Source organism: Streptomyces sp. NPDC054841, from assembly GCF_053611045.1.
On the sequence record NZ_JBSGZO010000516.1, the window covers coordinates 1 to 5,641 of the forward strand.

Annotated in this window: 4 protein-coding genes and 2 pseudogenes; 2 read left to right on the plus strand and 4 right to left on the minus strand. The window is 68.6% G+C overall.

The annotated features are described in order from the left end of the window. Positions 1-130: 130 nt before the first annotated feature. From ACWGI8_RS38120 to ACWGI8_RS38130, 3 genes and pseudogenes are all read right to left on the minus strand, one after another. Entirely contained in the window at positions 131-592 is a 462-nt protein-coding gene (locus tag ACWGI8_RS38120) for a GNAT family N-acetyltransferase (RefSeq protein ID WP_453668022.1), read from the minus strand. Between the two features lie 72 nt (positions 593-664). Beyond that, positions 665-1,985, minus strand: a pseudogene (locus ACWGI8_RS38125) (UDP-glucose dehydrogenase family protein). A gap of 95 nt (positions 1,986-2,080) precedes the next feature. After that, positions 2,081-2,698 carry a hypothetical protein gene (locus ACWGI8_RS38130; protein ID WP_453668023.1) on the minus strand — a complete coding sequence of 206 codons (618 nt, stop codon included), beginning with the start codon at positions 2,696-2,698 and terminating at the stop codon, positions 2,081-2,083. Positions 2,699-2,971: 273 nt separating this feature from the next. On the opposite strand from ACWGI8_RS38130, the pseudogene ACWGI8_RS38135 reads away from it, so the two are divergent. Beyond that, a pseudogene (locus ACWGI8_RS38135) lies at positions 2,972-4,224 on the plus strand (IS256 family transposase). On the opposite strand, the gene ACWGI8_RS38140 reads toward ACWGI8_RS38135, so the two are convergent. Further along, the gene (locus ACWGI8_RS38140) at positions 4,221-4,991 is read right to left on the minus strand and encodes an MBL fold metallo-hydrolase (protein WP_453668024.1); all 771 of its coding nucleotides are present in this window, start codon (positions 4,989-4,991) and stop codon (positions 4,221-4,223) included. The pseudogene ACWGI8_RS38135 and the gene ACWGI8_RS38140 overlap by 4 nt on opposite strands. 123 nt (positions 4,992-5,114) lie before the next feature. On the opposite strand from ACWGI8_RS38140, the gene ACWGI8_RS38145 reads away from it, so the two are divergent. After that, complete coding sequence (locus ACWGI8_RS38145) at positions 5,115-5,333, plus strand: LexA family protein (RefSeq protein WP_453668025.1); 219 nt, start codon at positions 5,115-5,117, stop codon at positions 5,331-5,333. Positions 5,334-5,641: the final 308 nt, after the last annotated feature.

The following is a 5,641-nucleotide window of genomic DNA, read 5'->3' on the forward strand; positions in this document are numbered from 1 at the left end:
CGGTCACCCCGAGTTCGGGTGACCGCCTTCGCCGTCAGCGTGCCCGGTTTGCCCCCCGGCTGCCGTGGCGATCGCTCGGCCCAGGGCGGTCGGCCCACTCCCCGGGCCTGATCACTCTCCTCGCCCGGTGCTACTTGTGGGGCTGCCAGACGTAGCGGATGTCCGGCTCTCGCTCATCGTTGCGCTGCCCGTCCGTTCGCTCGATCTCGATGAAGCCGTGCCGTTCGTAGAACCGCTGTGCCGCTTCGTTGACTTGGAACGTCCACAGCGCCAGCCTCTCTGGTTGCCGCTGCTTGGCCAGAGCCATGAACCGATCGCCCAGCCCCCGCCCGCGCCACGTTGGGTCGAGGTAGAGCTGCTTCAGCTCCCCGCCGTTGAGCACCAAGACCCCCACCACACTGTTCTCGGTGACGGCCACCCAGGTCTCGTACTGCGGCACCAGCACGCGTGAGAACCAGTCCCGCACCTCGGCGTCGTCGTGCGCACGGCGCACCGACGGCAGCGCGACGTCGAAGGAACGCAGCCAGACATCGGCCGCGGGGAGCGCGTCGGCGGTGCCCGCACGACGGAGAACAACGTCCTCACTGTTCACAGCGCGATACCTCCACGACCTTCCAGGGTTTGATGACGTCTTGCGGGGGCCTTGCCACTCAGGGGCCCGGTTCTACTTCCCGGGGCGTCCGAGCTGGTGGACGGTCCAGCCCGTCGCGCGCCAGGGCTCGGGGTCGAGGGTGGTGCGGCAGTCGACGAGCAGGGGGTTGTCGGGGCGGTCGACGAGGACTGCGGGGTTGGCCTGCCGGTACTCGGGCCACTCGGTGGCCAGGACGACGAGATCAGCGCCGTCGAGGGAGGCAGGCAGGTCGTCGGTGTAGTCGAACTCGTGGTTGCGGATCATGGCCGTGGCCACGGCCTGCGGGTCGTGCACAGTGACGGTGGCGCCGGCCTGCTGGAGGGCCTGTGCAAGAGCGAGGGCCGGGGATTCGCGGACGTCGTTGGTGCCGGGCTTGAACGCGGCACCCCACACGGTGACCCGGGCACCCTCGATGGGCCGGTTGCCCAGGGCGCGGGTGATGAGGCCCAGGGCAACGTCGGTGCGGGTCTCGTTGATCTCCTCGGCCGCGCGCAGGAGGGCAGCGGCCTGGTCGGCGCCGAGCTGCCGGGCGGAGGCGGTGAAGGCGCGGACGTCCTTGGGGAGGCAGCCGCCGCCGTAGCCGATGCCGGGCCTCATGCCGCCGCTGCCGATTCGGGGGTCGATACCGAGGATGTCCACGATCTGGGAGACGTCGCCGCTGGCAGCCTCGCACATGTCGGCGACGGCGTTGATGTAGCTGATCTTCAGACCGAGGTAGGTGTTCGCGGCGCCCTTGGCGAGTTCAGCGGTCTGCGGGTCGGTGACGAACAGGGGGACACCGGCGTCCAGGATGGGGGCGTAGACGGCGCGGATCGCCTTTTCAGCCTCGGCGGTGGTGAGTCCGGCGATGAGGCGGTCCGGGCGCAGGGTGTCATCGACGGCGTGTCCCTCGCGGAGGAACTCCGGGTTCCATACGACGTCGACGCGTTCGCCGGCGGGGCCAGGCGCTGGGCGAGGGAGGTGACCTGGCGGGTGGTGCCGACGGTTACGGTCGACTTCCCGACGATCGTGCACGGCCGGTCGAGGTGGGGGCGAGTTGGCGGATGGCGCCGTACACCTGGCCGGTGTCGTAGGAGCGGCCGTCGGCGTCGATGGGGGTACCGACACCGATGAAGTGCAGCTCGGCGAAGGCGGCGGCCTCGGGGATGCTGGTGGTGAACCGCAGGCGCCCGCTCGCGGTGTGGCGAGCGAGCAGTTCGGGGAGACCGGCCTCGTAGATGGGGCATTCGACGGCGTTGAGCCGATCGACCTTGGCCTGGTCGACGTCCACGCCGATGACCTCGTGGCCGAGTTCGGCCATCGCCGCCGCGTGCGGGATGCCGAGGTGACCACAGCCGATCACGGAAACACGCATTGCAGGTCCTTGTCTTGGTCGGGGGCACACCGTGCCCGATGTGCCCCCAGACGCTATCGGTGCGGGAGCGGCGCCCGGGGCGCCTTTGGCTTCAATCAGACGTTCACGTCGAGGAGTTCGGCCAGGCGGAGCAGGGCGGGGGTGGCCTCGGAGCGGACCACGACGTCGCCCTCCCGGGCGCCCTCGATGAGGTAGTGCTGGTGGACTCCGTTCTCGGCGACGCCCTCGGTGTCGAGGTAGAAGATCGGCATGCCGCACTCGCGGGCGCGGGCCTGGACCTGGCGCCGGTCGGCGTGCAGACCGATGACGAGCAGGGCCTTGGCGTCGTCGGGGAACGGCATGTACGGGGTGCGCTGGTCGTAGCGGCGCATGAACGCCTCCTCCAGTCCGGCGCGGGCGAAGAGTCGGTCGAAGTTGTGGGTGGCCACCGGGCCGACCATGTGTCCTGCGTCGAGGAAGGCATTCAGGGCCCGGTGCGCGCTGGTCGGCTCGGCGAGCGCCAGGGAGCGGAACATCGACACCATGTCGTCGACCTTGCGGACCGTGTCGGTCAGGATCTCCTTGATCAGGATGTCGGCGGCCGGGGCGAGGGTGAAGGCGTAGCCCTGGGTGAGGTCGTTCCCCGCGCGGGCGGTGACCCGGTAGACCTCGTGCAGCCAGTGCAGCGGCTGGATACCGGCCTCGATGCTGGTTCCGCATCCGGCTTCCACCACGAATGGCAGGTGGTCCAGCAGGCCGGACAGGTCGTCGGCGTAGGTCGGGTTGCCGCGCTACTCCTTGACGCGCATCCCGCCGGCCAGCACGTCCCACGGGAGGTTCCGCGCGGCCCGGGTGAGGCTGTAGTCCACGGAGCGGATCGTGACGTCGAGGGACGTGAACCCCTCGGGGCGGCCTCGGGTTGGACGCGAAGGGCGTACCTTCCCGAGTGATCGACTTCTGGTCATCGAGTAGGCCGACGTTGCACCGTCGGTCGGGAAGGCACGCCCGTGCTGAGCGTAGTGAATGCCGATGGAACGACCGAGACCGGCTCCCTGATCGACGACATCGTCCGCGAGGGCGCGAGGCGGATGCTGGCCGCCGCCCTGGAGGCTGAAGTCATTCCTACATAGCCGAGTTGGTCGACCATCGAGACGAGAACGGGCGCCGCCTGGTGGTCCGCAACGGCTACCACCAGCCCAGGAAGGTCACCACCGCGGCCGGGACGGTCGAGGTGAAGGCCCCGCGCGTCAACGACAAGCGCATCGACGAGGCAACCGGCGAGCGCAAACGGTTCTCCTCGGCGATCCTGCCGCCGTGGTGCCGCAAGTCACCGAAGATCAGTGAGGTGCTGCCGCTGCTCTACCTCCACGGCCTGTCGTCCGGCGACTTTGTGCCCGCGCTGGAGCAGTTCCTCGGCTCCTCTGCCGGCCTGTCTCCGGCCACCGTCACCCGGCTGACCGCCCAGTGGCAGGCCGATCACAAGGCGTTCGGAGAGCGCGATCTGTCCGCCACGGACTACGTCTACGTGTGGGCCGACGGCATCCACCTCCGGATTCGCCTTGAGGAGGCGAAGGCCGCGGTCCTGGTCATCATGGGGGTACGCGCGGACGGCACCAAGGAGCTGATCGCGATGGCAGACGGTTACCGCGAATCCTCGGAATCCTGGGCGAGCTTGCTGCGGGACTGCCAACGGCGCGGCATGCACGCTCCCGTCCTCGCCGTCGGCGACGGCGCCCTTGGCTTCTGGAAGGCGTTGAACGAGGTCTTCCCCGAAGCCCGGCACCAAAGATGCTGGGTTCACAAAACGGCCAACTGCCTCGACAGCCACCCGAAGTCGGCCCAGGCCGCGGCGAAGAAGGCCATCCAGGACATCTACAACGCTGAGGACAAGGAGCACGCGGTCACCGCGGTCAAGGCGTTCGCCAGGCAGTACGGCGCGAAGTTCCCCAAGGCCGTCAAGAAGATCGTCGATGACGAGGACGAGCTGCTAGCGTTCTACGACTTCCCCACCGAGCACTGGATCCACCTGCGGACAACCAATCCCATCGAGTCGACCTTCGCGACTGTCCGTCTGCGGACCAAAGTCACCAAGGGCGCCGGATCCCGAGCCGCCGCCCTGGCGATGGTGTTCAAGCTCGTCGAGTCCGCCCAGGCCCGCTGGCGAGCCGTGAACGCACCCCACCTCGTCGCCCTCGTCCGAGCAGGGGCCCGCTTCGAACGCGGCCACCTCGTCGAACGGCCCGAGGAGGTTGCGGCCTAGCCGATCGAGAAAGTGGCACCGGGCGCGGCATAGTCGACGGGACCGTCGAACCGAGCCGAGGCACGTGCCACCGCCTGCTGCGGAGTATGGAAACGGCCGACGTGCGTGACGATCAACCGGCCCGCCCGGGCCACGCTGGCCGTGTCACCGGTGTCTTCGGGCGTGTGGTGCACCTGATCGCCCTCGGCCGGCGCCTGGGCGCTCTCGGCCTCGCACAGCAACACATCGCACCCGTCGGCCAGCCGTGTGAGGTTCGCGCACGGCGCTGTGTCCCCGGAGTAGACCAGCGATCGGCCCTCGGCCTCGATGCGCACGGCGAAGGCCGGGATGCCGTGCTCCACCGCACGGCTGGTCATCGCGAGTGCACCGACGCGTGCCTGATGCCCGTCATGCAGCTCATGGACGGCGAAGGCGGACTCGACCGGGCTACGTGTCGAGCTGTTGGTCAGGAAGTGGGCCAGCCGGTCAGCGATGCCCGGCGGCCCGTACAGCGGGATGGGCACGGCAAGCTGAATGTCCGCGAAGAGCGCCGCGTAATAGGCGGTGAGCAGGTCCGCACTGTGATCGGCATGCAGGTGCGAGATCCAGATCGCGTCCACCTCATCGAGCCGCACATGCCGCTGCAGCTGCGCCAACGTCCCGCTGCCCGCGTCCACCCAGACCCGAGTCTCGCCGCTGGACACCAGATAGCCGGAGCACGGGTTGTCCACGCTCGCATAGGGCGTCGCGCACCCCAGGACGGTAAGGGAGAGAAGGTCGCTGGTCATCCGGCGAGTCTATAGAACGCATGATCCACAGATATTGACAATTTCTCCTGCAGCGGGCCGCCCGCACCCATAACCCGCAGAGGGCGGCATGACGTCGGACCGACAGATCGCCAGGACCAGATCATGCAGGCGCTGCGCAGCTGGAACACGGACCACGGGGAAGCGCCATCGATCCGGGAGCTCGGCCGCATGGTCGGCCTGTCCAGTACGGGCTCGGTCGCCTACCTGCTCGGCCGGCTGGAAAGAGCAAGGGCTGATCAGCCGCACCAGCCGACTCTGGCGTTCCGTCCGGCTCGACAGCTGACCGGCGAGGTGACCAATCAAGCGCAGCCGCGTCGGTGACGCCGGTCCGGAAACGGTGGGCTGTCTGGGCTATCCAGGCTGGGACACCTCCTCGTCAGCCGGACTGGACGTCGTGCGGTACAGCGTGCCGTTGGAGGAGGCCCGGGGGCTGTCGCTGTTGCGCTGAAGGAGTTGAGCTGCCTGAAGAGTTGGTGGCAGCCGTCGCGCGTCAGTCGGGATCCGCCGGCTTGACCACCTTGGCCGACCCGGAACCTAAGGGTTGTCCCGTAAATGATCTTCGAGCTGTCTCGGGCGTGGTTGGCCGTCGTGCGGACCGGCTGTCTATCCGGCGAGGGCGAGGTTGTGCA

Excerpts from the sequence above, each read along its gene's own strand:
- ACWGI8_RS38140 (WP_453668024.1), bottom strand. The coding sequence starts at position 4,991 with ATGACCAGCGACCTTCTCTCCCTTACCGTCCTGGGGTGCGCGACGCCC.
- ACWGI8_RS38145 (WP_453668025.1), top strand. The coding sequence starts at position 5,115 with ATGCAGGCGCTGCGCAGCTGGAACACGGACCACGGGGAAGCGCCATCG.